The organism is Erwinia sp. AC075, from assembly GCF_979253995.1.
The window spans coordinates 2,914,078-2,940,007 of record NZ_CEEDEU010000001.1; the positions used below are offsets into that span (position 1 = coordinate 2,914,078).

The 25,930-nt window shown below is 56.5% G+C and carries 22 protein-coding genes; 13 read left to right on the forward strand and 9 right to left on the reverse strand.

Annotated elements, in window-relative coordinates:
- Window positions 1-25: 25 nt before the first annotated feature.
- From thiB to thiQ, 3 genes are read left to right on the forward strand one after another with little or no spacing between them, the layout of a single operon-like run.
- Window positions 26-1,012: a thiamine ABC transporter substrate binding subunit gene (gene thiB / locus AC0IXH_RS13870; RefSeq protein ID WP_346600021.1), complete on the forward strand. Its 987-nt coding sequence runs from the start codon at window positions 26-28 to the stop codon at window positions 1,010-1,012.
- Window positions 988-2,598 (forward strand): thiamine/thiamine pyrophosphate ABC transporter permease ThiP, encoded by a 1,611-nt coding sequence (gene thiP / locus AC0IXH_RS13875; RefSeq protein ID WP_471720570.1) that lies wholly within the window; start codon window positions 988-990, stop codon window positions 2,596-2,598. The genes thiB and thiP overlap by 25 nt, the downstream gene beginning before the upstream one ends.
- Window positions 2,582-3,283, forward strand: a complete 702-nt coding sequence (thiQ, locus tag AC0IXH_RS13880) for a thiamine ABC transporter ATP-binding protein ThiQ (protein ID WP_346595583.1) — start codon at window positions 2,582-2,584, stop codon at window positions 3,281-3,283. Before thiP ends, thiQ begins: the two co-directional genes overlap by 17 nt.
- Here thiQ and AC0IXH_RS13885 read toward each other — a convergent pair.
- On the reverse strand, window positions 3,270-4,037 hold the full coding sequence (locus tag AC0IXH_RS13885; RefSeq protein ID WP_013200735.1) for a DedA family protein: 768 nt from the start codon (window positions 4,035-4,037) through the stop codon (window positions 3,270-3,272). The two genes, thiQ and AC0IXH_RS13885, sit on opposite strands and share 14 nt — an antisense overlap.
- Window positions 4,038-4,265: 228 nt before the next feature.
- Here AC0IXH_RS13885 and polB point away from each other — a divergent pair, with 228 nt between their 5' ends.
- From polB to rluA, 3 genes are all read left to right on the forward strand, one after another.
- Entirely contained in the window at window positions 4,266-6,626 is a 2,361-nt protein-coding gene (polB, locus tag AC0IXH_RS13890; RefSeq protein ID WP_346566978.1) for a DNA polymerase II, read from the forward strand.
- A gap of 132 nt (window positions 6,627-6,758) precedes the next feature.
- Complete coding sequence (gene rapA / locus AC0IXH_RS13895) at window positions 6,759-9,665, forward strand: RNA polymerase-associated protein RapA (RefSeq protein WP_013200733.1); 2,907 nt, start codon at window positions 6,759-6,761, stop codon at window positions 9,663-9,665.
- Window positions 9,666-9,707: 42 nt separating this feature from the next.
- Complete coding sequence (gene rluA, locus AC0IXH_RS13900) at window positions 9,708-10,361, forward strand: bifunctional tRNA pseudouridine(32) synthase/23S rRNA pseudouridine(746) synthase RluA (protein WP_134823464.1); 654 nt, start codon at window positions 9,708-9,710, stop codon at window positions 10,359-10,361.
- 66 nt (window positions 10,362-10,427) lie between these two features.
- Here rluA and djlA read toward each other — a convergent pair whose 3' ends face one another.
- Entirely contained in the window at window positions 10,428-11,261 is an 834-nt protein-coding gene (djlA, locus tag AC0IXH_RS13905) for a co-chaperone DjlA (RefSeq protein WP_013200731.1), read from the reverse strand.
- 148 nt (window positions 11,262-11,409) lie between these two features.
- On the opposite strand from djlA, the gene lptD reads away from it, so the two are divergent.
- The 6 genes from lptD (at window position 11,410) to apaH (ending at window position 18,253) form a co-directional block, all read left to right on the forward strand.
- Window positions 11,410-13,809 (forward strand): LPS assembly protein LptD, encoded by a 2,400-nt coding sequence (lptD, locus tag AC0IXH_RS13910; RefSeq protein WP_041691901.1) that lies wholly within the window; start codon window positions 11,410-11,412, stop codon window positions 13,807-13,809.
- Between the two features lie 54 nt (window positions 13,810-13,863).
- Entirely contained in the window at window positions 13,864-15,159 is a 1,296-nt protein-coding gene (gene surA / locus AC0IXH_RS13915) for a peptidylprolyl isomerase SurA (protein WP_013200729.1), read from the forward strand.
- Complete coding sequence (pdxA, locus tag AC0IXH_RS13920) at window positions 15,149-16,141, forward strand: 4-hydroxythreonine-4-phosphate dehydrogenase PdxA (protein WP_134823461.1); 993 nt, start codon at window positions 15,149-15,151, stop codon at window positions 16,139-16,141. The genes surA and pdxA overlap by 11 nt, the downstream gene beginning before the upstream one ends.
- Window positions 16,134-16,973, forward strand: a complete 840-nt coding sequence (gene rsmA, locus AC0IXH_RS13925) for a 16S rRNA (adenine(1518)-N(6)/adenine(1519)-N(6))-dimethyltransferase RsmA (protein WP_013200727.1) — start codon at window positions 16,134-16,136, stop codon at window positions 16,971-16,973. The genes pdxA and rsmA overlap by 8 nt, the downstream gene beginning before the upstream one ends.
- A gap of 4 nt (window positions 16,974-16,977) precedes the next feature.
- Entirely contained in the window at window positions 16,978-17,355 is a 378-nt protein-coding gene (gene apaG / locus AC0IXH_RS13930) for a Co2+/Mg2+ efflux protein ApaG (RefSeq protein ID WP_013200726.1), read from the forward strand.
- Window positions 17,356-17,422: 67 nt separating this feature from the next.
- The gene (gene apaH, locus AC0IXH_RS13935) at window positions 17,423-18,253 is read left to right on the forward strand and encodes a bis(5'-nucleosyl)-tetraphosphatase (symmetrical) ApaH (protein ID WP_346566976.1); all 831 of its coding nucleotides are present in this window, start codon (window positions 17,423-17,425) and stop codon (window positions 18,251-18,253) included.
- A gap of 65 nt (window positions 18,254-18,318) precedes the next feature.
- Here apaH and folA read toward each other — a convergent pair whose 3' ends face one another.
- Window positions 18,319-18,801 (reverse strand): type 3 dihydrofolate reductase, encoded by a 483-nt coding sequence (folA, locus tag AC0IXH_RS13940; RefSeq protein WP_013200724.1) that lies wholly within the window; start codon window positions 18,799-18,801, stop codon window positions 18,319-18,321.
- A 189-nt stretch (window positions 18,802-18,990) separates the two neighbouring features.
- On the opposite strand from folA, the gene AC0IXH_RS13945 reads away from it, so the two are divergent.
- The gene (locus tag AC0IXH_RS13945) at window positions 18,991-19,605 is read left to right on the forward strand and encodes a LysE family translocator (RefSeq protein WP_053140310.1); all 615 of its coding nucleotides are present in this window, start codon (window positions 18,991-18,993) and stop codon (window positions 19,603-19,605) included.
- Between the two features lie 57 nt (window positions 19,606-19,662).
- Here AC0IXH_RS13945 and AC0IXH_RS13950 read toward each other — a convergent pair whose 3' ends face one another.
- From AC0IXH_RS13950 to AC0IXH_RS13975, 6 genes are read right to left on the reverse strand one after another with little or no spacing between them, the layout of a single operon-like run.
- Window positions 19,663-20,745, reverse strand: coding sequence for an ABC transporter ATP-binding protein (locus AC0IXH_RS13950; RefSeq protein ID WP_134823459.1), 1,083 nt, complete (start codon window positions 20,743-20,745; stop codon window positions 19,663-19,665).
- Between the two features lie 5 nt (window positions 20,746-20,750).
- Window positions 20,751-21,578, reverse strand: coding sequence for a carbohydrate ABC transporter permease (locus AC0IXH_RS13955; protein ID WP_013200721.1), 828 nt, complete (start codon window positions 21,576-21,578; stop codon window positions 20,751-20,753).
- A gap of 10 nt (window positions 21,579-21,588) precedes the next feature.
- Entirely contained in the window at window positions 21,589-22,512 is a 924-nt protein-coding gene (locus AC0IXH_RS13960) for a carbohydrate ABC transporter permease (protein ID WP_013200720.1), read from the reverse strand.
- A 45-nt stretch (window positions 22,513-22,557) separates the two neighbouring features.
- A complete protein-coding gene (locus AC0IXH_RS13965; RefSeq protein ID WP_041692210.1) occupies window positions 22,558-23,841 on the reverse strand; it encodes an ABC transporter substrate-binding protein in 1,284 nt (427 codons plus the stop codon).
- 38 nt (window positions 23,842-23,879) lie between these two features.
- The gene (locus AC0IXH_RS13970) at window positions 23,880-25,043 is read right to left on the reverse strand and encodes an aminotransferase class I/II-fold pyridoxal phosphate-dependent enzyme (RefSeq protein ID WP_346600001.1); all 1,164 of its coding nucleotides are present in this window, start codon (window positions 25,041-25,043) and stop codon (window positions 23,880-23,882) included.
- Window positions 25,033-25,743, reverse strand: coding sequence for a FadR/GntR family transcriptional regulator (locus AC0IXH_RS13975; protein ID WP_013200717.1), 711 nt, complete (start codon window positions 25,741-25,743; stop codon window positions 25,033-25,035). Before AC0IXH_RS13975 ends, AC0IXH_RS13970 begins: the two co-directional genes overlap by 11 nt.
- Between the last annotated feature and the right edge of the window lie 187 nt (window positions 25,744-25,930).

Sequence of the window (25,930 nt, forward strand, 5' to 3'; positions counted from 1 at the left end):
ACACCTAACTTTCAAGGAACGCAAAGTGTTAAAAAAAGTTCTGCCTTTACTGATCCTCAGCACCTTCCCGGCCTTCGCGGCTAAACCCGTCCTGACTGTTTATACCTACGACTCATTTTCCGCTGACTGGGGGCCGGGTCCTGCCATCAAAAAGGCGTTTGAAGCAGACTGCGGCTGCGAGCTGAAATACGTGGCGCTGGAAGACGGCGTCTCGCTGCTTAACCGTCTGCGGATGGAAGGCAAAAACAGCAAGGCGGACGTGGTGCTGGGCCTCGATAACAATCTGCTGGATGCGGCAGAGAAAACCGGCCTGTTCGCACCAGGCCAGGTGGACACCAGCAAGGTCACCGTTCCGGGTGGCTGGAACGATAAGACCTTTGTGCCGTATGACTACGGCTGGTTCGCCTTTGTGTACGATAAAACCAAGCTGCAAAATCCGCCCACCAGCCTGAAAGAGTTGGTCAACAGCGATAAACCGTTGAAGATTATTTATGAAGATCCCCGCACCAGCACCCCGGGCCTCGGCCTGCTGTTGTGGATGCAGAAAGTGTTCGGCGATAAGGCACCGGAAGCCTGGCAGAAGCTGGCGAAGAAAACCGTCACCGTCACCAAAGGCTGGAGCGAAGCTTACGGGCTGTTCCTCAAGGGTGAAGGCGATATGGTGCTGAGCTACACCACCTCTCCGGCTTACCACCTGATTGAAGAGAAGAAATCGCAGTATGCCGCCGCCAATTTCAGCGAAGGTCACTACCTGCAGGTAGAAGTGGCCGGGCAGCTGAAAAGCAGCAAACAGCCGGAACTGGCGCAGAAATTCATGAAATTTATGCTGGATAAACCGTTCCAGGACAGCATCCCAACCGGCAACTGGATGTATCCGGTGGTGAAAAGCACCTTGCCTGCCGGTTTCGATACCCTGACCGTCCCGTCCAACTCGCTGCAATACACGCCACAGGAAGTCGCCAGCCAACGTAGCCAATGGATCAGTGCATGGCAACGCGCCGTCAGCCGCTGAGTGCTGGCCCGTTAGTGCCCGGTGCGCTGGCGGCGACGCTGCTGGTCGCCGTGGCCCTGACCGCATTCAGCGCGCTATGGCTGAGTGCGCCGGCGGTCCACTGGCGGGATCTCTGGCAGGATGACTATCTCTGGCACGTCCTGCGCTTCTCCTTCTGGCAGGCCTTTCTTTCCGCGGTACTGGCGGTAGTGCCGGCGATCCCGCTGGCCCGCGCACTTTACCGACGCCGCTTCCCCGGCCGGGACACGCTGTTAAGACTCTGCGCGATGACGCTGGTATTGCCGGTGTTAGTGGCGGTGTTTGGCATCCTCAGCGTCTATGGCCGCACGGGCTGGCTGGCCGATCTCTGCGCGTTGCTGGGCATTCCCTATACCTTCATGCCGTATGGCTTGCAGGGCATTTTGCTGGCGCATGTGTTCTTTAATTTGCCGTTAGCCGCGCGTCTGCTGCTGCAGGCGCTGGAACAGATCCCCGGAGAGCAGCGCCAGCTGGCCGCGCAGCTGGGATTACGCGGCTGGAACCATTTCGTGGTGGTCGAATGGCCCTGGCTGCGGCGGCAAATTCTGCCTGCCGGCGCGCTGATTTTTATGCTCTGTTTTGCCAGCTTCGCAACCGTCCTGTCGCTCGGCGGCGGACCAAAAGCCACCACCATCGAGCTGGCGATCTTCCAGGCGCTGAACTTTGATTACGATCCGGGCCGTGCCGCCCTGCTGGCGATGATTCAGATGGTCTGCTGTCTGGGATTGGTGATGTTAAGTCAGTGGCTCAGCAAAGCGATTCCGTCGGGCACGGCAAGCATCAACGGCTGGCGAAATCCTGAAGACAGCGGGCGCGCCAAAGTGTGGGATGCGCTGTTAATCTTCGCCGCGCTGCTTTTATTACTGCCGCCGCTGCTGGCGGTGATCGTGGATGGCCTGAATCAGGGGCTGCCCGCGGTATTACGCCAACCGGCACTGTGGCAGGCCACCTTCACCTCAATACGCATTGCGCTTGGCGCAGGGTTACTGTGTGTGATCCTGACGGTGATGCTGCTGTGGAGCAGCCGGGAATTGCGTATGCGTCAGCGCGTCTGGCTCGGCCAGTCGCTGGAACTGAGCGGCATGTTGATTCTGGCCATGCCCGGCATCGTGCTGGCGACCGGCTTCTTTCTGCTGCTGAATGCCACCGTGGGCCTGCCGGACGCCGCCGATGGCATCGTAATTTTCACCAATGCGCTGATGGCCATTCCTTACGCCATGAAGGTGCTGGAAAACCCTCTGCGGGACATTGCCGAACGCTATAACCGGCTCTGTTTGTCGCTGGATATTCACGGCTGGAATCGCGTCAAACTGATCGAACTACGCGCGTTAAAACGCCCTCTTGCGCAGGCGCTGGCGTTTGCCTGCGTGCTGTCGATTGGCGATTTTGGCGTGGTGGCGCTGTTTGGTAATGAAAATTTCCGCACGCTGCCGTTTTATCTCTATCAACAGATTGGCTCCTACCGTAGCGAAGATGGCGCGGTCACTGCGCTGCTGCTTTTGCTGCTCTGCTTCCTTCTGTTCACCCTGATTGAAAAACTGCCGGGACGCCATGCTGACGTTAACTAATCTGACCTACCTCTATAACCATCTGCCGATGCGCTTTTCACTGAGCATGCAGGCGGGAGAAAGGCTGGCGATCCTCGGCCCGAGCGGCGCGGGGAAAAGCACCCTGCTGAGCCTGGTGGCGGGGTTTCTTGCAGTAAATAGCGGCAGCTTGCTGCTGAATGGCGAAGATCACAGCCACACGCCACCGGCGAAGCGACCGGTTTCCATGCTGTTCCAGGAGAATAACCTGTTCCCGCATCTGACGGTGGCGCAGAACATCGGCCTTGGCCTGCATCCCGGGCTGAAGCTGGATCCTCAGCAGAAGCAGGCGTTGCAGGACATCGCGCGAAGAGTCGGTCTGGACACCTTGCTGGACCGTTTGCCTTCGCAACTTTCCGGTGGGCAACGGCAGCGGGCGGCGCTGGCGCGATGTCTGGTGCGTCAGCAACCGTTGCTGCTGCTGGATGAGCCGTTCTCTGCCTTGGATCCGGCCCTGCGCAAAGAGATGCTGCAGCTGGTGGATGAGGTCTGTCAGGAGAGGAAGATGACGCTACTGATGGTGTCTCACAGTATTGAGGATGCCGCGCGGATAGCGCCACGCAGCATACTGATTGTCGACGGACGGGTTTACTGGGACGGCAGCACCGACGTGCTGCTCAATGGTGACGTGGCTGAAGCCGCCGTGCTGGGCATTAATGTCCGATAAAGACTTCTGACAACAGATGGCGGAATATCGGCATCATCGGATGGAATTGCAGGGCGACAAAGCTGGCCACGGCAATAACAATCACCAGCGGCGCCAGCCAGCGCAGACGGCTCGGCGGCAGATACGCGCTGGCCCAGTCGGCCTGCTTTTTCGAACGTAACCAGCGCCATCCCAACCAGCATCCCAGCCAGACCAGCAATGCCACCGCCAGCAACAGCCATTTAAACATGCTGCTGCTCGCCCCTTTCGGCACATCAATCGCCACACCCGCCAGAATGCCCGGCAACAGATACAGCGGTGGCCAGAGCACGCAGCCAATGATATTCGGCGGGATAAACTTCTTCACCGGCAGTTCCAGCATTCCCGCCACCAGCGGGATCAGCGGACGGGTCGGCCCGACAAAACGCCCGACAATGATGGTAAACATGCTGTGCTGATGCAGCGCATGTTCGGTTTTATCCATCAGCCCCTGATGCTTTTTAATAAATGACCATCGGTGCAGCGGCCCTTTGAATTGCCAGCCAATCAGATAGGAAATCCAGTCGCCGACCAGACAGCCAATGGTCCCCGCCAGCCAGGCGGGATACAGGCCAATTTGCCCGCTGCCGATCAGCGCGCCGAAGGAAGCCATTAAAACAGTGCCAGGCAACAGCAGCCCGACCAGCGCCAGGGATTCAAAAAAAGTGATCAGCCCCACCGCCAGCAAAGACCAGGCCAGTGATTGCGTAATAAGATGTTGCAGCCAGGCTTCCATACTTTCCACATTCTGTTTTGATTGAGGTCGGATTGTCCTGAGACACCCGTACTGCGTCAAGGTCTGTTTTGTATGAACTCATTGATCGCGGTCAGATTAAGATAACCTCCAGCACGGGCCGGACGGCATCCGCACTGACCCGACCGGGCGAGATTCCCCCGGCATCGCGCTATACTGTATAAATAAACATGCTATTATTGTGCAAAGAAGCAACATTAAGGATTTCCGGTGAACGATGCACGCGCAGGCTTTCTGCTCACCCGCCACTGGCGGGATACGCCTTCAGGCACGGAAGTGGTGCTGTGGCTGGCCACCGACAGTGGCCCGCAGAGAGTGGTGCTGCCGCCACAGGAATCCGTTGCCTTTATTCCGCAAGAGTATCAGGCGCAGGCTGAGGCGTTACTTAAGCAGGAACGCCATTTCCGTATCGTTCCCCTCGGGTTAAAAGATTTCCGCCATCGGCCGGTGTTCGGCCTCTATTGCCATCAGTACCGCCAACTGCAAAAGCTGGAGAAGCTGCTGCGTGAGAATGGCGTGATGGTGTATGAAGCGGATGTGCGGCCGCCCGAGCGCTACCTGATGGAGCGCTTTATCACCTCGCCCGTCTGGTTTAGCGGCCAGCCGGCGGGAAACAGCCTGATCAACACCCGCCTGAAACCCAATCCCGACTACCGGCCGCCGCTGAAGTGGGTCTCGCTGGATATCGAAACCACCCGCCACGGCGAACTCTACTGCATCGGGCTTGAAGGCTGCGGACAACGCGATGTCTATATGTTGGGCCCGGAGAACGGCGATGCCAGCAAACTGGACTTCAATCTGGAATACGTCTCCAGCCGGCCACAGCTGCTGGAAAAACTGAACGCCTGGTTTGTGCAGCACGACCCGGACGTGTTGATTGGCTGGAACGTGGTGCAGTTTGACCTGCGCGTGCTGCAAAAACACGCCGACCGTTATGGTATTCCGTTAAAACTCGGACGCAATAACGAGGCGCTGGAGTGGCGTGAGCACGGCTTCAAGCCCGGCGTGTTCTTTGCTCAGGCCACCGGCCGGCTGATCGTCGATGGGATTGATGCGTTGAAATCGGCGTTCTGGAACTTCGCCTCATTCAGTCTGGAAGCCGTCTCCCGGGAACTGTTGGGAGAAGGCAAAGCGATTAACAATCCCTGGGACAGAATGCAGGAAATCGATCAGCGCTTTGCGGAAGACAAACCCGCCCTCGCCCATTACAACCTGAAGGACTGCGAGTTAGTCACCCGAATTTTCCATCACACCCAGCTGATGCCGTTTCTGCTGGAACGGTCGACGGTGAATGGCCTGGCGGTCGATCGCCACGGCGGTTCTGTGGCGGCGTTCGGCCACCTGTATTTACCGCGCATGCACCGTGCAGGCTTTGTCGCGCCGGGCCTGGGCGAAGTGGCTCCTGAGGCCAGCCCAGGCGGTTATGTGATGGACTCGACGCCGGGCCTGTATGATTCGGTGCTGGTGCTGGACTATAAAAGCCTGTATCCGGCCATTATCCGCACCTTCCTGATCGATCCGGTTGGGCTGGTCGAAGGCCTGGCGCATCCTGATGACCAGGATTCCGTCAGCGGTTTTAAGGGCGCGCGCTTCTCCCGCACCACCCATTGCCTGCCTGAAATCGTCAACCAAATCTGGCAAGGGCGTGAAGCCGCCAAAAAAGAGGGCAATAAGCCGCTGTCGCAGGCGCTGAAAATCATTATGAATGCCTTTTATGGCGTGCTGGGCACCAGCGCCTGTCGCTTTTTTGATCCGCGTCTGGCGTCGTCAATTACCCTGCGCGGCCATGAGATCATGCGGCAGACCAAAGAGCTGGTCGAAGCCGAAGGTTATGACGTGATTTATGGTGATACCGACTCGACCTTTGTCTGGCTGAAAAAGCCCCATGACCAGCAGTCGGCCAATGCCATTGGCCGGCAACTGGTGGAGAAGGTCAATGCCTGGTGGAAACAGCATTTGCAGCAGGCGTTTGGGCTGGAAAGCGCGCTGGAACTGGAGTTTGAAACCCATTTCAGCCGTTTTCTGATGCCCACCATTCGCGGTGCCGAACAGGGCAGCAAGAAGCGTTATGCCGGGCTGATTTGCGAAGGCGACAGCGAACGCATGGTGTTCAAAGGGCTGGAAACCGTGCGCACCGACTGGACGCCGCTGGCCAAAAATTTCCAGCAGGAGCTCTATCGACGCATCTTTAAAAAACTGCCCTATCGCGATTATATCCTGGAGACGGTGCGCCAGTTGCTGGATGGCGAGCTGGACGATCAGCTGGTGTACGGTAAAAGGCTGCGTCGCCCGCTGGACGACTATCAGCGCAATGTGCCGCCGCATGTCCGCGCCGCCCGCATCGCCGACGAATTCAACGAGAAGCAAGGCCGTCCGCTGCTTTACCAGAAGGGCGGAAAGATTCGTTACGTGATGGCCACCTCCGGGCCCGAGCCTTTAGAAGCGCGCATCACGCCTCTCGACTACGATCATTATCTGACAAAGCAGCTCCAGCCGGTGGCTGAGGGCATTTTACCTTTCCTTCAGGATGACTTTGCTACACTGGTGACAGGCCAGTTAGGTCTTTTTTGACAGGTGACGAACGCGCTACCTTCCAGTACCATAGCGCCCTTCCAGATAATTTGAATTTTCTGCCGGGCACCGAGTGCCGGGCGGTCATGCTATTGCCTGCCATAACCTCTAAGAGAATCGAGCCGAATATCTATGCCTTTTACACTTGGTCAACGCTGGATCAGCGATACGGAAAGCGAATTGGGATTGGGCACTATTGTCGCGATCGACACGCGCATGGTGACTGTGCTGTTCCCCGCCACCGGCGAAAACCGTCTTTATGCCAGAAATGATTCTCCAATCACCCGTGTGATGTTCAATCCGGGCGACACCATTACCAGCCATGAAGGCTGGCAGCTGGAAGTGGCAGAAGTCACCACTGAAAACGGTCTGATGACCTACATCGGCACGCGTCTGGATACTGAAGAGACCGGCGTGGTGATGCGTGAAGTGATGCTCGACAGCAAGCTGGTCTTCAGCAAGCCTCAGGATCGCCTGTTTGCTGGCCAGCTGGATCGTATGGATCGCTTTGCCCTGCGCTTCCGCGCCCGTAAATACCAGAGCGAGCAGTATCACCTTGCGGTCAGTGGCCTGCGTGGCATGCGCACCAGCCTGATCCCGCACCAGCTGCACATTGCCCATGATGTTGGCCGCCGCCATGCGCCGCGCGTCCTGCTCGCAGATGAAGTCGGCCTCGGTAAAACCATCGAAGCCGGGATGATCATCCACCAGCAACTGCTGGCCGGCCGCGCAGAACGCGTGCTGATCGTGGTGCCTGAAACCCTGCAACATCAGTGGCTGGTTGAGATGCTGCGCCGCTTCAACCTGCGTTTCGCCCTGTTCGACGATGAGCGCTATGCGCAGGCGCAACTGGACAGCGATAACGCCTTCGAAACCGAACAGCTGGTGATCTGCTCACTCGACTTCGTGCGCCGCAACAAAACGCGCCTCGAAATGATGGCGGATGCCTCCTGGGACCTGCTGATTGTCGATGAAGCCCACCACCTGGCGTGGGAAGAAGGCCAGCCAAGCCGCGAATATCAGGTGATTGAGCAACTGGCCGAACAGATCCCTGGCGTGCTGTTGCTGACCGCGACGCCAGAGCAGCTGGGACTGGAAAGCCACTTTGCCCGTCTGCGCCTGCTCGATCCTAACCGCTTCCATGATTTTGCTGCCTTCGTTGAAGAGCAGCAGCACTTCCGTCCGATTGCCGATGCGGTAACCGGCCTGCTGGCCGATAAGTCGCTCAGCGCGGAAGAGATGAATATGCTTAACGATCTGGTCGGCGAGCAGGATATCGAGCCGCTGCTGCAAACCGCCAACAGCGACCGTGAAGGAAAACTGGAAGCGCGTCAGGAACTGATCAGCATGCTGATGGACCGCCACGGCACCAGCCGCGTGCTGTTCCGTAACACCCGTAATGGGGTGAAAGGCTTCCCGAAACGTGAACTGCACCAGATCCGTTTGCCGCTGCCAACGCAGTATCAAACCGCGATCAAGGTTTCCGGCATCATGAGCGCGCGTAAATCTGTCGATGAGCGCGCCCGCGACATGCTGTATCCCGAGCAGATTTATCAGGAATTTGAAGGCGACAGCGGCACCTGGTGGAACTTCGATCCGCGCGTTGAGTGGCTGATGGGCTTCCTGACCAGCCAGCGCGATAAGAAGGTGCTGGTGATCTGTGCCAAAGCGGCCACGGCGCTGCAGCTGGAGCAGGTTCTGCGCGAGCGGGAAGGTATCCGCGCGGCGGTGTTCCACGAAGGCCTGTCGATTATTGAACGTGACCGTGCGGCCGCCTGGTTTGCCTCTGAAGAAGATGGCGCTCAGGTGCTGCTGTGTTCTGAAATTGGTTCCGAAGGCCGTAACTTCCAGTTCGCCCATCAGATGGTGATGTTCGATCTGCCGTTTAACCCGGACCTGTTAGAGCAGCGTATTGGCCGTCTTGACCGTATCGGTCAGACGCATGACATTCAGATCCACGTGCCTTACCTGGAAAAAACCGCCCAGTCGGTGCTGGTTCAGTGGTATCACGAAGGTCTGGAAGCATTTGAGCATACCTGCCCGACCGGCCGCGCTATATATGATAAGGCCTACGCCCAGCTGGTTGCCTTCCTCGCCTCGCCGGAACAGACCGAAGGCCTGGAAGAATTTATCGCCGACTGCCGTAAGCAGCACAGTGCGCTGAAAATGCAGCTGGAACAGGGACGCGATCGCCTGCTGGAGCTGAACTCTAACGGCGGTGAGAAAGCGCAGGCGTTGGCAGAGAAGATTGGCGAGCAGGATAACGATACCGAACTGGTTAACTTTGCGCTTAACCTGTTTGATATCGTCGGCATCAATCAGGAAGATCGCAGCGATAACCTGATCGTACTGACGCCGGGCGATCATATGCTGGTGCCAGACTTCCCGGGTCTACCGGAAGACGGTTGTACCATCACCTTCGATCGCGGCCAGGCGCTTTCCCGTGAAGACGCGCAATATGTCACCTGGGAACACCCGATTATCCGCAACGGTCTGGATCTGATCCTCTCCGGCGATACCGGCAGCTGCGCGCTGTCCCTGCTGAAGAATAAGGCATTACCGGTCGGCACCCTGCTGGTAGAGCTGATCTACGTGGTGGAAGCGCAGGCGCCGAAACATCTGCAGCTCACCCGCTTCCTGCCACCAACGCCGGTGCGCATGCTGGTTGACCGCAAAGGCACTAACCTGGCCGGTAAAGTCGAGTTTGAAAGCTTCAACCGTCAGCTGAACGCGGTGAATCGCCATACCGGTAGCAAGCTGGTCAACGCCGTACAGCAGGATGTTCATGAGATCCTGAAGCTGGCCGAAGACGAAGCCGCGACCATGGCGCGCGAGGTGATTGACGTCGCCCGCCGCGAAGCCGATGAAAAGCTGAGCGCCGAACTGTCGCGCCTGGATGCCCTGAGTGCCGTGAATCCGAACATCCGTCAGGATGAGATTGACGCACTGGAAAGCAACCGTGAGCAGGTTCTGTCCGCGCTGAACGAGGCAGGCTGGCGTCTCGATGCGCTGCGTCTGATTGTCGTAACGCACCAGTAACTCAACATGGGGCGGTTCACGCCGCCCCTGACAGGCAACAAGATGGAACCCTATAACCCACCGCAAGAACCCTGGCTGCACATCCTTTATCAGGATGAGCACATCATGGTGATCAACAAACCGAGCGGATTGCTGTCGGTCCCCGGACGTCTGGAAGATCATAAAGACAGCGTGATGACCCGCGTCCAGCGTGATTTTCCTGCGGCGGAATCGGTGCACCGGTTGGATATGGCCACCAGCGGCGTGATCGTTGTGGCGTTAACCAAAGCGGCTGAACGCGAGCTGAAGCGTCAGTTTCGCGAGCGTGAACCGCAAAAGCAGTACGTTGCCCGCATCTGGGGGCATCCGGAGAAAGCCAAAGGGTTGGTCGATCTGCCGCTGATTTGCGACTGGCCAAACCGGCCAAAGCAGAAGGTGTGTTTTGAAACGGGGAAGTCAGCACAGACCGAGTATGAAGTGCTGGATTATGCCGATGACAACAGTGCCCGTATTCAGCTGAAGCCGATTACCGGACGTTCTCATCAGTTAAGGGTGCATATGCTGGCGCTTGGCCATCCGATTCTGGGGGATAATTTTTACGCCCACGCTGAGGCTAAAGCCATGGCACCGCGACTGCAGCTACATGCCGAGATGCTGACCATTACCCATCCGCAGTACCACACGCCAATGACCTTCCGTCAGCCGGCGGATTTCTAACGAATAAGGGCGGAATCTCTTCCGCCCTTATTATCACCGTCAGGTCATCGCCATCTGGCAAATCCGCTACTTAAACCCTTTCTCGCGTTTGATCAGATCGTAAGCCGCCTGAATTTCCTGCGCTTTCTGCTTGGCCATTTCCATCATTTGCGGCGGTAAGCCTTTAGCAACCAGCTTGTCCGGATGATGCTCGCTCATCAGCTTGCGATAGGCACGTTTGATGGTGGTGCCATCATCGCTGCTTTTCACGCCCAGCACGCTGCAGGCATCTTCCAGCGTGGGTCCGCGTCGCGCCTGACCAAAGCCGCCGCCCTGCGAACCCGCACCGCTGTGATAATTGCCGCCACCGCCGCCAAACTGCTGACCGCTTTCCATCATCCGCAGGAACTGATCGAACTGCGCTTTGGAAATACCCAGCTCTTCGGCGATCACAAACAGCACCTGGCGTTCGTTAGGATGCAGAGAGCCATCGGCAAACGCCGCCTGAATCTGAATTTCCAGAAACATCCGAATCAGGTCAAAGCGGCCAAAGCAGGCGCTACGCAGTTCACGCAATTTACTGCGCAACGGGTAGTCGCCCTCTTTCCCTTCACGGAAAGCACGCTGCGCCGACGTTCGTGCGTCGCCGTGCAGCTGCATACGGTCCATCAGCAGTGAAGCCATCTGAATATCCGCATCCGTCACGCGTCCTTTGGATTTGGTCAGATGGCCCATAACCTGAAAGGTGGTGCGGAAAAACAGCGACTGTCTGGTTTGCTGGTTAGCAAAATAGCCCTGTCCTTTTACTGCCCGCGCTTTGTCGATCAGGTGGCCAATCAGCAGGCCAAATGCTAAACCCCAGAAGCCGGTGCCGCTCAACAAACCGAGCACAAGGCCAATTACTTTTCCCCAATAGCGCATATACTCCTCAATTCGCCATGCTGAAGGCTAAAAATTGCATTATCATACCTGTCATTTAACTCAGAGCCTAACGGCAACGCGGCCAGACGACCAGGATTAACACTAGCGCAACGCAGTTGAGTGCGATAGTCTCTGACCGTTTGTCGGCATGATGCCAGCTATCACGGAATTCTCGATACCGCGTATGAAAAAAAGATTACCTACTTTGCTGGCCACGCTTATCGGCACAGCGATTTACAGCCAGCAAGGCCTGGCCGACGACCTGGCATCACAATGTATGCTGGGTGTACCAAGTTATAACCGTCCTCTGGTCCAGGGAAAAACGAATAATGACCTACCGGTAACGATTAACGCCGACAATGCCAAAGGCAATTATCCCGATAACGCGGTCTTCACCGGCAACGTGGATATCCAGCAGGGTAACAGCCGTCTGCTGTCTGACGAGGTTCAGCTGCATCAAAAGCAGCAGCCGGGTCAGCCGACGCCTGTGCGCACCGTGGATGCCTTAGGTAATGTGCACTACGACGACAATCAGGTCATCCTGAAAGGTCCGAAAGCCTGGTCAAACCTGAACACCAAAGACACCAACGTCTGGAACGGCGACTACCAGATGGTGGGCCGTCAGGGCCGTGGTACTGGCGATCAGATGAAACTGCGTGGCCAGAACCGTTACACCATTATGGAAAACGGCACCTTTACCTCCTGTCTGCCTGGCGATAACAGCTGGAGCGTGGCCGGCACCGAGATTATTCAGGACCGCGAAGAGCAGGTTGCTGAAATCTGGAATGCCCGCTTCAGGATCGGCTCGGTACCGGTGCTGTACAGCCCTTATTTGCAGTTGCCGCTTGGCGACCGCCGCCGCTCAGGTTTCCTGATCCCGAATGCCAAATACGGCAGCTCCAACGGTTTTGAGTTCATTCTGCCGTATTACTGGAACATTGCGCCGCAGGCCGATGCCACCATTACGCCGCACTATATGAGCAACCGTGGGCTACAGTTACAGAACGAATTCCGTTATCTGACCCTGGCGGGTGCCGGTCTGATGGAGTTCGATTATCTGAATTCGGACAATCAGTTCGAAAAAGATGCGCCTTCACGCAACATCAGCGATGACGATTCCAAACGCTGGATGTTCTACTGGAAGCACGCCGGTGTTTACGATAAGAACTGGCGCTTCAACGTCGACTACACCAAAGTCAGTGACACCTATTACTTCACTGACCTCGACTCGCCGTATGCCAACTCGACGGACGGCTACGTCACGCAGAAATTCAGTATCGGTTATGCCGAGAAAAACTGGGACGCCACGCTGTCGACCAAACAGTTCCAGATCTTCTCCACTAACGCCAGCAATGACGTTTACCGTGCAGAACCGCAGTTTGACTACAACTATTACCAGAACAACGTCGGGCCGTTCGACACCCACCTGTATGCTCAGGCGGTGAAATTCACCAACGTCAACGAAGAGTTGCCGGATGCAACCCGTTTGCATCTCGAGCCGACCATCAACCTGCCGCTGTCTAACGGCTGGGGAAGTCTGAATACCGAAGCGAAACTGCTGGCGACCCACTATCAGCAGGACGACATTGAGTATTACAACAATACCGTTGATACCAACAAAGTTAACCAGCTGAAAAGCAGCGTTAACCGCGTGATGCCGCAGTTTAAAGTTGACGGCAAGATGGTGTTTGACCGGGATATGGACTGGTCAGAAGGCTACACGCAGACGCTGGAACCGCGTATGCAGTACCTTTATCTGCCTTATCGCGACCAGAGCGATATCCGCGCCTATGACTCCACGCTGCTGCAAAGTGACTACACCGGCCTGTTCCGCGACCGCACCTACAGTGGTCTGGATCGCATCGCGTCAGCCAACCAGGTGACCAGCGGTGTGACCACGCGAATTTTTGATAACGATCTGGTTGAACGTTTTAACGCTTCCGTAGGTCAAATCTACTCGTTTACTCCATCCCGTACCGGTCTGGAGAACGCGGACAGCGACGATCGTGGCAGTCTGGTGTGGGCAGGTGACACCTACTACCGTATCAGCGACCGTTGGAGCACCCGTGGTGGCCTGCAGTACGACACCCGTCTTGATAACGTTTCGCAAGGCAATGCCGTACTGGAATACCGCCGCGATGCTGACCGTATGGTGCAGTTGAACTACCGTTACACCAGCCCGGAATATATTGCCCAAACGTTATCCACGGTGACCAACCCAGGCTATCAGGATGGCATTTCTCAGGTTGGCGCAACGGCAAGCTGGCCGATTGCTGATGCCTGGTCGGTGGTAGGCGCCTGGTATTACGATACCAAAGCCAAACAGCCGGCCGATCAGTTGCTTGGCGTGCAGTACAGTTCCTGCTGCTATGCAATTCGTCTGGGTTACGAACGTAAAATCACCAGCTGGAATAGCGATAACAGTACCAGTAATTACGACAATAAAATCTCGTTCAACATTGAGCTACGTGGCCTGAGTCCTTCTTATAGCCTCGGCACCGGTCAAATGCTGCGTGAGGGCATCTTGCCTTATCAGCGCTCTTTCTGATGTTGTGATTAATACAATGCAAACCCGCAGTGCGGATAGAAGAATGGAAAAAGTATGAAGAACTGGAGAATGCTGATCCTTGGTGCAGCGCTGACAGCCAGCACCGCGTTTGCAGCCCCGCAAGTTGTTGATAAAGTTGCCGCTGTAGTAAACAACGGCGTAGTACTTGAAAGTGATGTCGACGGCATGATGCAGTCGGTTAAAAGCCAGGCTCAGCAGGCTGGTCAGCAATTGCCTGATGACAAAACCTTGCGTCATCAGATCGTTGAACGTCTGGTCATGGACAATATTTTGCTGCAGATGGCAAAACAGTCCGGGATTCAGGTGACGGATGCTCAGCTTGATGGGGCTATCCAGAACATCGCCGCACAGAACAAAATGACGCCAGACCAGCTGCGCAGCCGCCTGGCGTATGATGGGATGAACTACGGCACCTACCGTGAGCAGATCCGTCGCGAGATGACCATTTCGGAAGTGCGTAACAACGAAGTGCGTCGTCGCGTCACCATCCTGCCTCAGGAAGTGGATTCTCTCTCCAAGCAGGTTGCGTCTCAAAACAATGCCAGCACCGAGTTAAACCTCAGCCACATCCTGCTGCCACTGCCGGAAAACCCGACTCAGCAACAGGTTGACGATCAGGAAACGCTGGCGAAACAGCTGGTCAGCCAGAGCAAAAGCGGCGCTGACTTCGGCAAACTGGCGATCACCTACTCTGCCGATCCCCAGGCGCTGAAAGGCGGCAACATGGGCTGGGGCAAGATTCAGGAGCTGCCATCTCTGTTTGCTCAGGCGCTGGTCACGGCGAAGAAAGGCGACATCATCGGTCCAATCCGTTCGGGAGTTGGCTTCCACATCCTGAAAGTTAACGATGTGCGTGGCGAGAGCCAGAACGTTTCCGTGACCGAAGTGCATGCCCGCCACATTCTGCTGAAGCCGTCTCCGGTAATGACCGATGAGCAGGCGCGTCAGAAGCTGGAGCAGGTGGTGGCGGATATTAACAGCGGCAAAACCACCTTCGCTGAAGAAGCTAAACAGCTTTCTCAGGATCCAGGTTCAGCCAATCAGGGCGGCGATTTAGGCTGGAGCTCCCCGGAGATGTATGACCCGGCGTTCCGCGATGCGCTGATGAAGCTGAAAAAAGGCCAGTTGAGCGCACCGGTTCACTCGTCCTTCGGCTGGCATCTGATTCAGCTGCTCGACACCCGTCAGGTGGACAAAACCGATGCGGCACAGAAAGAGCGTGCTTATCGTCTGCTGTTCAACCGCAAGTTTGCTGAAGAAGCGCAGACCTGGATGCAGGAGCAGCGTGCTGCCGCCTACGTGAAAATCCTGGATGCGAATGCACAGTAATCAACGTGTGGTGATCACTCCCGGCGAACCCGCCGGGATTGGTCCTGATGTTACCCTTCAACTGGCCCAGCGCGACTGGCCAGTTGAACTGGTTGTGTGTGCCGATCCAGCTTTGCTGCTCGACCGTGCAGCAAAGCTGGGTTTACCCCTCACCCTGAGAGACTATCAGCCCGGTACGGCGGCGCAGCCGCAGCAAGCCGGCACGCTGACCGTCCTTCCCGTCGTTTTGCCGCAGCCGGTTATCGCTGGCGAGCTGTGCGTCGCCAACAGCCATTACGTGCTGGAAACGCTGGCGCGCGCCTGTGACGGCTGCCTTAACGGCGAATTCGCCGCGTTAATCACCGGCCCGGTTCATAAGGGTGTGATTAATGACGCCGGTATTCCGTTTAGCGGCCATACCGAATTCTTTGCCGAACGTGCGCAGTGCGAACGTGTGGTGATGATGCTGGCGACGGAAGAGTTGCGGGTGGCGCTGGCGACGACCCATCTGCCGCTTAAAGACGTCTCCGCGGCGATAACCCGCGACAGCCTGCATGAAGTTATCGGCATTTTACATGCTGACCTGCAGCGCAAATTTGGCTTAGCCTCTCCGCACATCTTCGTTTGTGGCTTAAATCCGCACGCCGGTGAAGGCGGACATATGGGTCGGGAAGAGATCGATGTTATCATCCCTGCCCTGGACGAGCTTCGTCAGCAGGGAATGCTGCTGACCGGGCCGTTACCGGCCGATACGCTTTTCCAGCCAAAATATTTGCAACATGCCGATGCCGTCCTGGCGATGTATCACGACCAGGGGCTTCCGGTGCTAAAATATCAGGGATTCGGGCGCGCGGTGAATATCACCCTCGGCCTGCCCTTTATCCGTACCTCCGTTGACCATGGCACCGCCTTAGAACTGGCTGGCCTGGGCAATGCTGATGCGGGCAGCTTTATTACGGCGCTTAACCTCGCCATCACCATGATCAAGAGCAGTAATGAATAATCGCGTCCACCAGGGCCACTTCGCCCGCAAACGTTTCGGACAGAACTTCCTGAACGATCAGTACATTATCGACAGCATCGTCTCCGCCATTCACCCGCAGAAAGGCGAGGCCATCGTCGAGATCGGTCCCGGTCTGGGTGCGTTAACCGAACCGGTTGGCGAGCGTCTGGACGCCATGACCGTCATTGAAATCGACCGTGATTTGGCGGCTCGTCTGCAAACCCATCCGTTTTTGGGACCGAAGCTGACGATCTTCCAGCAGGATGCCATGGCCTTTGACTTCGCTGAGTATGCTCGCGAAAAAGGCCAGTCGCTGCGCGTCTTTGGTAACCTGCCTTACAACATCTCCACGCCACTGATGTTCCATCTTTTCAGCTATGCCACGGCAATCCGTGATATGCATTTTATGCTGCAAAAAGAAGTGGTTAACCGGTTGGTCGCGGGCCCGGGCAGCAAAGCCTATGGCCGCCTCACCGTGATGGCGCAGTATTACTGCCAGGTGATCCCGGTACTGGAAGTGCCGCCCGAATCCTTTACGCCCGCGCCTAAAGTTGATTCAGCAGTGGTGCGTTTAATGCCGCACGCGAAAATTGAACATCCGGTCACCGACATGCGCGTGCTGACCCGAATCACCACAGAAGCCTTTGGTAAGCGTCGTAAAACGCTGCGCAATAGCCTGGGGCATCTGTTCTCGCTGGAAGTCTTGCAGGAGATGAACATCGACCCGACCTTACGGGCTGAAAACATCACTGTGGCGCAGTATTGCCAGTTAGCTAACTGGCTGATTGCGCATCCGCAGACCCAGCCTCAGACCCAGACGCCGGAGAAGTAGCAGAATGATCGATACGCCTCGTGTATGTGTCCATGTTCAGAGTGCCTATATTCCTTCGCAATCTGTGCCTGAAGAAGAACGTTATGTTTTTGCTTATACCGTCACAATACGCAATCTGGGGCGTAACGCCGTTCAGCTGCTGGGCCGCTACTGGCTGATTACCAATGGTAATGGCCGTGAAACCGAAGTTCAGGGTGAAGGCGTGATTGGCGAGCAGCCGCACATCCAGCCCGGCAGTGAATTTCAGTACACCAGCGGCGCCGTGCTGGAAACGCCGATGGGCACCATGCAGGGACATTACGTGATGATCGACCATCAGGGCGCAAGCTTCCAGGTTGAGATCCCGGTGTTCCGCATGGCCGTTCCCAGCCAACTCCATTAATTCATCTGATTGCACAGACGGCGATCGGGCTTAACGGCTCAGGAACACGTCTGCCTGGAAAGGTCCAATGAGCACATATCTGATCGGTGACGTCCACGGTTGCTATGACGAACTTCATTCCCTGCTGGAGCAGGTTGCTTTCGATCCTCAGCAGGATACGCTGTGGCTGACCGGCGATCTGGTGGCCCGCGGTCCGGGATCGCTGGACGTGCTGCGCTACGTGCGTTCGCTCGGTGACTGTGTGCGCCTGGTGTTGGGCAATCACGATCTGCATTTGCTGGCGGTCTATGCCGGTATCAGCCGCAATAAGCCCAAGGATCGGCTGACGCCATTGCTGGAAGCGGACGACGCCGACGAGCTGATCAACTGGCTGCGTCGCCAGCCGCTGCTGCAGGTGGATGAAGAGAAAAAGCTGGTGATGGCGCACGCCGGGATCACCCCGCAGTGGGATATTGAAACGGCGAAAACCTGCGCCCGCGAAGTTGAAGCGGTTCTCTCCAGCGATACCTATCCGCTGTTTATCGACGCCATGTACGGTGATATGCCGAATAACTGGACGCCGGAACTCAGCGGGCTGGCGCGTCTGCGTTTCAGCACCAACGCCTTGACGCGGATGCGCTTCTGCTTCCCGAACGGGCAGCTGGATATGATCTGCAAGGATACGCCCGACACCGCCCCACCGCCGCTGAAACCCTGGTTTGATATTCCTGGCCCGGTCGCCAGCGAGTACACCATTGTGTTTGGTCACTGGGCCTCGCTGGAAGGCAAAGGCACACCTGACGGGATTATTGGGCTGGATACCGGCTGTTGCTGGGGTGGCGTGCTGACGATGCTGCGCTGGGAAGATAAAGCGTGGTTCGTTCAGCCTTCCAACCGCGAACGTGCGCTGGAAGACTGACGCGATAAAGCGGCTTAGCCAATGCCAGACTCCGGTCTGGCATTGTCACATCTGGCGGGTAGTGATTAACGACGTTGCAGAATTTCGAAGCAGAAACTGTGGCTGTTCTTCTCATCCGCATCGTGGAATTCACTGAAGGTCGACTGCCACTCTTCCGGTTCGAAATCCGGGAAAGTGGTGTCGCCCACCACTTCCGCATCAATGTGCGTCAGATACAGACGATCGGCACGCGGCAACAGCTGTTCATAGATGCGACCGCCACCGATGACCATCACTTCATCCACTTCTCCGGCTGCCTGCAGCGCCTCATCGATAGAGGTCACCCAACTGACGCCTTCCGCATCGCCCGGCTGGCTGCTGATCACAATGTTCAGTCTGCCTGGCAGCGGGCGTCCGATCGACTCCCAGGTGCGGCGGCCCATGATCACCGGCTTATCCAGGGTCTGGCGTTTAAACCAGGCCAAATCGGCTGGCAGGTGCCACGGCATGGCATTATCCATTCCAATAACGCGGTCGGCCGCCATGGCCGCAATCAGGCTTATCATCATAGAAACTCAGTAAAGGGGGTAAAATTGGCGCCATCATACGTAAAGGTGAAACTTTCGTCGATACCCCTGGCGGGGGATTTGCGTAAAGGTTCTTCAAGGTAACGTTTGCGTTGTATTTGCTCTGGCTGATAGCTAAAAAACCCTGCGAACGTGCTAGAATCCGCCCCTCATTTGCTACAGGATGCCACCATGTTAGAGACCAGCTTGATTATCGCCACGATCGCGGCTCTGGGAATGCTCTCTCCCGGCCCCGATTTCTTCCTGATTATCAAGAATGCCGCCCGTTATCCCCGCACAGCCGCAATGTTTACCGCGCTGGGGGTCAACTGTGCCGTCGCGACGCATATGGCTTACTGCGTGGCAGGTCTGGCGGTGGTGATTACCACCACGCCGTGGCTGTTTATGATGCTGAAGTATGTCGGCGCGGCCTATCTGATCTACATCGGTGTGCAGGCCCTGATGTCGCGTGGCAACAGCAAAATGGATCTCAGCAATATCGAGCCGGAAACCACCTCGTTGAAGAAGGCGTTCCTGCAGGGCTACCTGTGTAACCTGCTGAACCCGAAAGCCACGCTGTTTTTCCTGTCGATGTTTACCCAGGTGCTTAACGTGCATACCGGTTTCGGCGAGAAGATTTGGTACGCGGCGATCATCCTGATGCTCTCCTCGATTTGGTGGCCGCTGCTGGTGGTGATCATCCAGAGCGCACCGGTCCGTCGTGGCCTGGCGAAGGCGCAAAAGCTGGTCGATAAACTGCTGGGCGGCGTGCTGATCGCGCTGGGCATCAAGGTCGCGCTCTCCTGATCGCGCGAACCGGCCTGCCGCGCTTAACGCCTGCGGCAGGCCGGTCAAACTGACCGGCTACGGCAACCGCTGCTGGCTGTCGGCATCAAACAGCTGTACCCGTTCCAGATCAAACTTCACCCCTCTGACATCCCCCGCCGCACAGCCCGACCGCTGCGTGCAGTAAATCATCATCGGTTCCCCGGCCAGCGTGCCATGAATTAACTCAGACAAGCCGGTTGGCTCAATCAACGACACGGTAAACGGCATCGCGCCCTGATCGGCCAGATCGCACAGCAGGATATTTTCCGGGCGGATGCCATAAATCACCGCTTTGCCATGGCTGAGCGGCGTGGCCCGCTCCAGTAACGGCAGGGAAAGTTCGGCGCTGACCTGCAGGCTGAGGCCCAGATCATGGCGTTGGATGTTGCCGCTGATAAAGTTCATTGGCGGCGATCCGATAAAGCTGGCGACGAACTTATTGGCGGGCGTGTCGTACAGCTCTAACGGCGTACCCACCTGCTGAATAACCCCGTGGTTAAGCACCACGATGCGGTCGGCCAGCGTCATCGCTTCCACCTGATCATGGGTCACGTAGACGATAGTGTTGTTCATCTGCTGATGGAGTTTTTTAATCTCCACGCGCATCTGCCCACGCAGCTGTGCGTCGAGGTTAGATAAGGGTTCATCAAACAGAAACACCTTGGGCTGGCGGACAATCGCCCTTCCCATGGCCACACGCTGGCGCTGGCCGCCGGAAAGTTCTTTCGGGCGACGATCCAACAAGGCGGTCAGGCTTAAAATCTCGGCCGCCCGTTTTACCGCCGCCTCAATTTCGGCTTTGGGCCGTTTCTGCACCTCCAGACTGAACCCCATATTGCGCGCGACAGTCAGATGCGGATAGAGCGCGTAACTCTGGAACACCATCGAGATATCACGATCTTTCGGCGCGACCTGATTCATCAACCGGTTGCCAATGCGAATATCTCCGCTGCTGGCCAGTTCAAGCCCGGCGATGGTCCTTAACAGCGTCGATTTGCCGCAGCCTGACGGACCCACCAGCACCACGAATTCGCCGTCAGCAATGGTCAGATTGATGTCACGCAGCACTTCGACGTTGCCGTAGCGCTTTTCAATTTGCGAAAGAGAGATTTGAGCCATGATGATTATCCTTTTACCGCACCCGCCGTCAGCCCCTGAATGAGGTAACGCTGAATGAACGCGAAAAACAGACAGGCAGGGATCAGCGCCAGCACTGCGGCTGCCATCATATCTCCCCATGAAACGGCGAATTTCGAGACAAAACTCAGTAGTCCGACCGGAAAGGTCATCACCGAGTTTTTATTGATCAGCATCAGCGAGAACAGCAGCTCGCTCCATGCGGCGGTAAAGACGAACCCTAACGTGGCCGCCATACCCGGTAAGGTCAGCGGTGCCAGCACTTTGACTAACGCCTGAAAACGCGTACAGCCTTCCAGCATCGCCGATTCTTCCAGGTCTTTAGGAATGGCGTCGAAAAAGGACTGCATCAGGAAGGTGGCAAAAGGGACGTTAAACGCGGTGTAAATCAGGATCAGCCCCAGCAGATTATTGGTTAATCCTAACGGCGCCATCACCTTGTAAATCGGGGCGAGGATCATCACCAGCGGGAACATCTGGGTGAACAGCAACAGGGCAGCAATCACCGTTTTTCCTTTGAAGGAGAAGCGGGAAAAGGCATAGCCCGCCAGCGCGGAAATCACCGTCGCCAGTGCCGCGGTGGAAAACGAGACGATCAGGCTATTACTGAAGAAGGTTGGAAAGTCGCTCTCAACAAACACCCGTCTGAAATGCTCGAAGGTGAAGGCGCTCGGCCACATTTTCACCCCTTCGCTGTAGAGCAGCTTGTCAGGCGTCACCGAAATTTTGATCACCCAGTACAGCGGAAACAAGGCAAACAGCAGGTAAGCCAGAATGCCCACCCGGTGACCCATCAGACGTAATAGCTGGCGCATTATGCTCTCCTTATTTCAACATCTGATGACGGATCCGCAGCAGCACCAGGGCATAGCAGGTCATCAGGATCAGCAGGAACACCGCCATCGCGGAGGCATAGCCAAAGTCCAGCTTGCGATAGGCCGTGGTGAAGATATAGCTCGACAGAATCGAGGTCGATCCGGCAGGCCCGCCATCGGTCATCACCACGATCAGATCAGCAAAGTTAGCAATCCAGATGGTCCGGAGCATCACGGTAATGGCGATCATCGGCGCCAGAAAAGGCAGCGTCACCCGCCTGAACTGCTGCCAGCTGCTGGCACCATCCATTGAGGCCGCTTCATACAGATCTTTCGGGATCGACTGCAATGCCGCTAACAGGGTGATGGCGAAAAAGGGAATGCCAAACCAGACGTTGGCGATCACCGGCCCATACAGCGCCAGTTGGGGATCGGAGAGAATGTTGTAGGGTTCGCTGATCAAATGCAGGGCTGTCATCCAGTGCGGCAAAATGCCGATCACCGGGTTCAGCAACCATGACCAGGTTAATCCGGACAGAAACGCCGGAACTGCCCAGGGGAGAAACACCAGCGCCTGCACCCAGCGCCGCAGCGGAAACTCCCGGTTAAGCAACAGCGCCAGCCCGAGCCCGAGGAAAAACTGCAGTCCCAATGACGTCAGCGTCCAGTTTGCGGTGTGCCCGAGCGCCTTAAAGAAACGGCGGTCATCAAACATTTCGCGGAAGTTATCCAGTCCCACCCAGCCGCTGTCCAGCGGATTAAGTAGCTGGATATTCTGGAAGGCGTACGAGATGCCGATCATCATCGGCACGAAGATAAACAGACCAATCAGGATCAGCGTTGGGCTCATATACAGCCAGGGCTCTGCCAGCATCCGCAGCCGGTGGAAGCGCGGCGGTCTGGCAGTTTCAACCATTCTGACGTCCAGCATCATAATTCCGTCTCCATTGCCGCCCCCGTCACGACGGGGGCGCGTGGGTTACTGAGTAGCCATCCAGGCTTTTTGCTCTTTGGTCAGGTATTTGGCCCAATCCTCCACCATCGAGGTCGTGTCGTTTTCCCCTAACAACGTTTCCTGGGTACTCTCTTTCACCGTGACCGAGTTGAAATAGCCCCAGCCTTTCAGATGGGTTGGCATGGTCAGGGGAACGTATTTCGGGTCGTTAAGCTCGGTGAACCAGCCCGCAAACTGGGGTGAATGGTAGAACGGATCGTTCTCGGCCCCTTTGTAGATTGGCAAGGTGCCGACAAACTTCGACCAGGTGAGGTTATTGGCTTCACTGCTAAGGAACTGGATCAGCTGCCAGGCATCATCCGGGTGTTTGGCCTGCTTGAAGATCGACCAGCCGGTGTAGCCAATCGTCGGATAGGCTTTGCCTGATGGCCCAACCGGCATTGGCGCCACGCCAAAGTCATCCGGATTCATGCTGTTTTTGATGGCGATCAGGGCATCGGGATCCTGGTCCAGCATTGCGCATTTTCCGGAGTAGAAGCCGGAGACAATTTCATTGAAGCCCCAGTTGACGCTGTCCTTCGGTGCACCGCCCTGCTTGTACATATCGACCAGCAGCTGCGCGCCTTTGATCGCCCCTGGCTGAGTCAGCGTGCTGTTCCCGTCTTTATCAAAGAAAGCCGGTGAGCCGTTCATGGTAGTCATAAACATCATCCAGGCATTGGTGCCACCTACGCCGCCGCGCATGCAGTACCCGCTGATGCCATTGCCCAGCGCGCTGATCTTTTTGGCATCCGCCACAAACTCATCCATGGTTTTTGGTGGGCCACTCAAGCCTGCCTGCTGGAAGAGTTTCTTATTCCAGAACATAGCGCGCAGATAGAAACCGTAAGGAACCATATTGGCTTTGCCGTCCGACGCCCGCGCCATATCCAGCGTTTTGTCGGTCAGGTTGGCGGTGTTTGGCCACGCCTTCAGCTTAGGTTCCAGATCCACCAGCATATTGTTGCTGGCATACAGCCCTTGCCAGGTGTCCGGCATTTCAACCACATCCGGCACCTGCCCGCTTTGCATCATGGTGCCCAGTTTTTCAAATGCCTGCCCCCAGGGAAGGGAGATCACTTCGATTTCCGTCTCCGGGTGCTGGGTTTTATATTCGCTCAGCATTTTCTGCAGCATCGCCGTGCGGGCCGGGCTGGTGATCACTTCCACCAGCGTCAGTTTGGTGGCGGCCACTGTGCTGTAGGCACTGCACATTCCCAGGGTAATCAGGACGCTGTTAAGTAACAAAGAGCGTAAAGGCTGTCGCATTTTCATGACCTCTTGTTAATGGAGTGCGGGCAATCAGGTTACTGGCGTGCGGCGGCAATCGCCTGCTGCAGGTCGTTCCACAAATCTGCGGTATCTTCCAGACCGATGGAGACGCGGATAACGCGCGGTGAGACGCCAAAATCCACGGCGGAGTTAAATTCACCGGCCTGATTCAGCACCGAAATGGCGGGCATCACCAGACTTTCAAATCCTCCCCAGCTCACGCCCATATGGAACAGCTGCAACGCGTTACAGAAGGTCGGAATATCGACCGACTGATCCAGCTCAAAAGAGAACAGCCCGCTGTAGCCGCTGAGGGTTGAAAAGGCGGCTTTGTGCAGGCCCGGATGGTTTACCGCGAGGATCTGCGGATGGTCCTGAAGTTGAGAAGCCAGCTGCAGCGCACTTTCATGGTGCTGCCGCATGCGTAACGGCAAGGTCCGCAGGCCACGGATCAGCAGCCAGGCTTCATTAGCCGACAGCTTGCCGCCAAGGAACGGGCTGATATAACGCGAGATGGCGCTGATACGTTCGGCATTGGCGATAACCAGTCCAGCCACCACATCGCTGTGGCCACCAATGTATTTCGAGGCGGAATGCACCACCATATCGATGCCCAGCGCCAGCGGCTTCTGGAACAGCGGCGAGGCCCAGCTGTTATCAATCAGGGTGATCACCTTGTGCTCTTTCGCCAGCGTGGCAATCTTCTGCAGATCCTGTTCGCTCATCACCCAACTGCTTGGGCTTTCGAGATACAGCAACTTCGCACCCGGCAGCGCGGCGGCAATCGCCTCAAGCGAGTCGCCATCGACAAACTCACTGTTGATGTTAAAGCGGGTGCAGAACCCTTTCAGGAAACGGTAGGTATCCGGATAGACGTGATTGATGCAAACCACCTTATCGCCCGGCTGGACCACGCTCAGAATGGCGTTGCTGATCGCCGCCATCCCGCTGCCAAAAGCCAGGCAGGCTTCCCCACCCTCCAGTTCGGCCATTTTGTCCTGTAGAACTTTGACCGTCGGGTTATCGACCCGTGAATACAACGGCTGATCGCTGTCGCCACGAAAGCGGGCAATCATGCTGTCGTAATCACTGAAGCTGAACAAAGAGGATTGATAGACGGGCGGGGAAACTGCGCCTTTGTCATGACGTTGATCGTGGGTCAGTCGGGTTTGTTCACTAAAGGGCTTTTCAGGCTGCATTAATCACTTCCTTCATATCACGCTCGGTTATATCGAGAATTAAATGGCTGATGCGGCGTGCTTCTTCCGCATTACGGTCGGCAATGGCTTCATACAAGGTGCGATGCAGGGAAAACGAATCGCTAAACAGGGCCTGTTCAGGTGGTGATTCAAAAAAGGCATGCAGCGTGTCGTAAAGACCCACCACCATCCGCAGTAACAGCGGATTGTGTGCCGCGTGGTAAATGCTGGCGTGAAATGCCCAGTCTTCTGCCCCAGCAGAACCGACTGCCAGATGGACTCTTTCCATCTCTTCCAGCCGGATCTCAATGTCACGAAGATCGTCATCGGAAGCACGGACCGCCGCCAGCGCGCAGGATTCGCTCTCAATAATCCGGCGCACTTCCAGCGCATGGAGCATGTTGCTGGAGTCGTTTTTGAAACGCAGCGACAGGAAACTGTCATCACTGGTGACTTCAGCATGGAGAAAGGTGCCACTGCCTTTACGGCGAACGATGATGCCCAGCGCTTCCCACCGTTTAAGGGCTTCACGCACGGTGTTACGGCTGACGCCGAGCTTTTCTGCAAGCACGCGTTCCGGCGGTAAACGCTCGCCGATTTGGGTGCCGCTTTGGGCGACGTAACGGGTCAACGCGTCCAGTACCAGCACATCACTGTGCTGCACCGCAATCGGGCCGAGATTACCGATCGATGCTGACATGGCTTCCCCTGAATAATTGGTCCAACAACTCTACCTTTTTTACTTAAAGCAAATTGGGTGCCAATAAATCAAGCTACTGATTTGCTGGGATAATCGCCTGAAGATAATAAAAAGCTCTGATTAAAAAAGGTGCAAGTGGTTAACCGGTTGCACAACAATCGGCCAGCCAGGCGGGTTTGGATCGGGG

Bases quoted from the DNA above. Each gene is read 5' to 3' on its own strand.
- thiP (WP_471720570.1), top strand. From the start codon at position 988: ATGGCAACGCGCCGTCAGCCGCTGAGTGCTGGCCCGTTAGTGCCCGGT.
- thiQ (WP_346595583.1), top strand. From the start codon at position 2,582: ATGCTGACGTTAACTAATCTGACCTACCTCTATAACCATCTGCCGATG.
- AC0IXH_RS13885 (WP_013200735.1), bottom strand. From the start codon at position 4,037: ATGGAAGCCTGGCTGCAACATCTTATTACGCAATCACTGGCCTGGTCT.
- rapA (WP_013200733.1), top strand. From the start codon at position 6,759: ATGCCTTTTACACTTGGTCAACGCTGGATCAGCGATACGGAAAGCGAA.
- rluA (WP_134823464.1), top strand. From the start codon at position 9,708: ATGGAACCCTATAACCCACCGCAAGAACCCTGGCTGCACATCCTTTAT.
- djlA (WP_013200731.1), bottom strand. From the start codon at position 11,261: ATGCGCTATTGGGGAAAAGTAATTGGCCTTGTGCTCGGTTTGTTGAGC.
- lptD (WP_041691901.1), top strand. From the start codon at position 11,410: ATGATGCCAGCTATCACGGAATTCTCGATACCGCGTATGAAAAAAAGA.
- surA (WP_013200729.1), top strand. From the start codon at position 13,864: ATGAAGAACTGGAGAATGCTGATCCTTGGTGCAGCGCTGACAGCCAGC.
- pdxA (WP_134823461.1), top strand. From the start codon at position 15,149: ATGCACAGTAATCAACGTGTGGTGATCACTCCCGGCGAACCCGCCGGG.
- rsmA (WP_013200727.1), top strand. From the start codon at position 16,134: ATGAATAATCGCGTCCACCAGGGCCACTTCGCCCGCAAACGTTTCGGA.
- apaG (WP_013200726.1), top strand. From the start codon at position 16,978: ATGATCGATACGCCTCGTGTATGTGTCCATGTTCAGAGTGCCTATATT.
- apaH (WP_346566976.1), top strand. From the start codon at position 17,423: ATGAGCACATATCTGATCGGTGACGTCCACGGTTGCTATGACGAACTT.
- folA (WP_013200724.1), bottom strand. From the start codon at position 18,801: ATGATGATAAGCCTGATTGCGGCCATGGCGGCCGACCGCGTTATTGGA.
- AC0IXH_RS13945 (WP_053140310.1), top strand. From the start codon at position 18,991: ATGTTAGAGACCAGCTTGATTATCGCCACGATCGCGGCTCTGGGAATG.
- AC0IXH_RS13950 (WP_134823459.1), bottom strand. From the start codon at position 20,745: ATGGCTCAAATCTCTCTTTCGCAAATTGAAAAGCGCTACGGCAACGTC.
- AC0IXH_RS13955 (WP_013200721.1), bottom strand. From the start codon at position 21,578: ATGCGCCAGCTATTACGTCTGATGGGTCACCGGGTGGGCATTCTGGCT.
- AC0IXH_RS13960 (WP_013200720.1), bottom strand. From the start codon at position 22,512: ATGATGCTGGACGTCAGAATGGTTGAAACTGCCAGACCGCCGCGCTTC.
- AC0IXH_RS13965 (WP_041692210.1), bottom strand. From the start codon at position 23,841: ATGCGACAGCCTTTACGCTCTTTGTTACTTAACAGCGTCCTGATTACC.
- AC0IXH_RS13970 (WP_346600001.1), bottom strand. From the start codon at position 25,043: ATGCAGCCTGAAAAGCCCTTTAGTGAACAAACCCGACTGACCCACGAT.
- AC0IXH_RS13975 (WP_013200717.1), bottom strand. From the start codon at position 25,743: ATGTCAGCATCGATCGGTAATCTCGGCCCGATTGCGGTGCAGCACAGT.